Origin of the sequence: Kocuria atrinae C3-8 (assembly GCF_000286355.1) — a bacterium.
GTDB lineage: Bacteria > Actinomycetota > Actinomycetes > Actinomycetales > Micrococcaceae > Kocuria > Kocuria atrinae_A.
In genome coordinates this window covers 1-2,564 of record NZ_AJXN01000213.1, presented here as the reverse complement: position 1 = coordinate 2,564, position 2,564 = coordinate 1, and the positions used below count along the sequence as shown (strand labels likewise).

Annotated in this window: 4 protein-coding genes and 1 pseudogene; 1 reads left to right on the top strand and 4 read right to left on the bottom strand. The window is 65.7% G+C overall.

The features are described 5' to 3' along the window. Nucleotides 1–96 precede the first annotated feature (96 nt). From YO9_RS19335 to YO9_RS19320, 4 genes are all read right to left on the bottom strand, one after another. Nucleotides 97–423, bottom strand: coding sequence for a class I adenylate-forming enzyme family protein (locus YO9_RS19335; RefSeq protein WP_262925736.1), 327 nt, complete (start codon nt 421–423; stop codon nt 97–99). Next, nucleotides 399–758 (bottom strand): AMP-binding protein, encoded by a 360-nt coding sequence (locus YO9_RS19330; protein WP_262925735.1) that lies wholly within the window; start codon nt 756–758, stop codon nt 399–401. The genes YO9_RS19335 and YO9_RS19330 overlap by 25 nt, the downstream gene beginning before the upstream one ends. Before the next feature lie 115 nt (nt 759–873). Then, entirely contained in the window at nt 874–1,329 is a 456-nt protein-coding gene (locus YO9_RS19325; protein WP_262925734.1) for an AMP-binding protein, read from the bottom strand. Next, on the bottom strand, nt 1,272–1,700 hold the full coding sequence (locus YO9_RS19320) for an AMP-binding protein (RefSeq protein ID WP_223286716.1): 429 nt from the start codon (nt 1,698–1,700) through the stop codon (nt 1,272–1,274). Before YO9_RS19320 ends, YO9_RS19325 begins: the two co-directional genes overlap by 58 nt. Nucleotides 1,701–1,985: 285 nt before the next feature. Between YO9_RS19320 and YO9_RS0115905 the strand changes: the two are divergent. Then, nucleotides 1,986–2,564, top strand: a pseudogene (locus YO9_RS0115905) (hypothetical protein); the annotation flags it as partial.

The window sequence follows — 2,564 nt, the reverse complement described above, 5'->3', positions numbered from 1 at the left end:
CGTCCGCTCGGTGAGCCGACGGCTCGGCAGGGTGGCGATCCGGCACGCAACTGAGCCGGGGGCAGGTAGGGCTTGGAGCGGCGTCGTCATGAGATCTCAGCCTTGGACCAACTGACGGATGGCCACCTTGTCGAGCTTGCCGGAACCGTTGCGGGGCACCTCTTCCACGGTGACGAGATCCTTGGGGAGCTTGTAGCGCGCCAGGCGGTCGCTGCAGAACTGTCGCAGTTCCTCGATGGAAGGGACCTCGTGCCCGGGCTGCGGCTGCAGGACGGCCACGATGCGCTCGCCCCACTCCTCGTCCGGGGCGCCCACCACGGCGGCGTCGGAGATGTCCGGGTGTTCGGCCAGGACGCGTTCGATCTCTGCGGGATATACGTTCTCGCCGCCGGTGATGATCATGTCCTTGAGGCGATCGACCACGTAGTAGTAACCGTCCTCGTCGCGGTAACCGATGTCACCGGTGTGGAACCAGTCATCGGTGAAGGCTGCCGCAGTGCCCCTTCGTCTTCCCAATAGCCTCCGGTGACGTTAGGTCCGCTGACCCACAGCTCGCCGCGCTGATGGGGTTCTTCGATGGGCTCGCCGGTCGCCGGATCCACGACCCGAACCTGGGTGTGCGGCATGGGCAGTCCGGCGGAACCGGCCTTCTCGTAGGTGAGTTCGGTGGGCAGATAGGTGGCGAACGGCGCGGTCTCGGTCAGACCCCAGGCCTGCTGAACCGGAACGTTCTTGGACTCGAAGAGTGAGATCACCACGGGCGGTACGGGTGCTCCAGCGCAGATCAGGCGCGCAGGGAGTCGAGTTTGGACCCCTTGAACTCCGGATCGTGGGTCAGCGCGAGCAACATGGCCGGCACGAAGAAGGCGTTGTTCACGCCGTAGTTCTCGATGTCCGCGAGCACCTGGAGGGCACGAACCCGCGCCGGATCACCGTGGTGTTACCGCGCACCAGCGCACGCACCGTGAACGAGTTCAATGCACCGATATGGAAGAGGGGCGCAACCGCGTAATTGATGTCCCGGCGGCGAGTGTCCACCAGGGAATCCACGTTGAACGCGTTCCAGAAAATGTTGCCGTGGCTCAATCGGACACCCTTGGGCTTGCCCGTGGTGCCGGAGGTGAACATGAGGATGGCCAAGCTGTCGTCGGTGGTTTCCACCGGCTCACCGAGCTCCACGCCTTCCGCGCGCTGCACGAAGCCGCTCAGTGGGATCCAGTGCTCGGCAACTTCGAGGCCCTCGTTGAGCGGTGCCGCGGGATCATTGTCGATCAGGACGGTCTCGGTCTCGAAGGGCCACCCCGCGCCGGGCTGACCGGACGCATCCAAGCGCCCAGAGCGGCGTCGACAACCGGCACATGACCGGGCTCGACGATCATCACCCGAGGTGCGGAGCGCGCCAGAAGGTCGCCGACCTCGCGCGGGGCGAGCCGGAAGTTGAGCGGTTCGAACACGCCACCCAGCCACCACGTGGCGAACATGGTGCGCAGGAACATTTCCGAGTTCAGGCCCAGGTACATCACGCGATCGCCCTCGCCCACGCCCGACGCCGCCAAGCTCGCCGCGAGTTCGTGCACGTTGCCCGCGAACTCGTCGTAACTGAGAGTGCGGTCCTCGTAAATCACCGCCGGCAGGTCGCGACTGTAGCGCTGGTTGTAGAGCAAGCCGCGGACGGGGTTGATATTGACCGGGTGTGACACGGGTGAGCTCCTGAAATAGAGGACAATCTCTATCGTTGAGATTCTCAACGAGTGATGCAGCTCACGTTACCAATAGGCCAGCGCATTGGGAAGCCCGGCTTTGGTATCAGAAAGATACTGATTCGTCCCGTTACCGTGAGCATCCTCGATCGCTGGGGGGTGTTACCGGCCGGCCTGGAGACACAGGTTGACCGCCTCGAACCACGACCCGCGGCCGATGACCGCCCGGCGTCTCGCAGGCGCGGGCACGAGGTCTCTGAGCCGTTGCCGCGTATCCTTGGTGACATGCCCTCATCCTCGGGCCGCACGGATTCTGCCGACGCAGCCGCTCCACTCACGCACCGCAGCTTCACCGGTGCCTGGCAGTTGCTGGGCGTGGCCGCGACCGCGCTGGCCGTGGGGATCGCCGAATTCTTCGCGTGGGTGACCGGGCCCTTGGGGTCCCCACTGACCGCGGTGGGCGGAGTCGTAGTGGACTCTGTCCCCGCGCCCATCAAGGACACCGTGATCGCCGTGTTCGGCACCGGTGACAAGGTTTTCCTGTTTGTGATGATGGCCGTGGGGCTCGTGGTACTGGGATTGCTCATCGGCGTCGCGGAGCGGAGATGGCGCCGCACGGGTATCGCGGTTCTCGCCGCGCTGGGGCTGGTCGGACTGGTCGCCGTGATGACCCGAACGGGCACGGACGCGGTCAACGCCGTCCCCGTCGTTGTCGGCACCGGCGTCGGCCTCGCATTCCTCAACTACGCGGGTGGCCGTGCGGCAGCGCCCGCGGCCGATGGCCCGCTGGATCGCCGTAAATTCCTCCAGCTGTCCGCGGGAGCACTGACCCTGGGCCTGGTCGCGGGCGCAGTGGGGCGATGG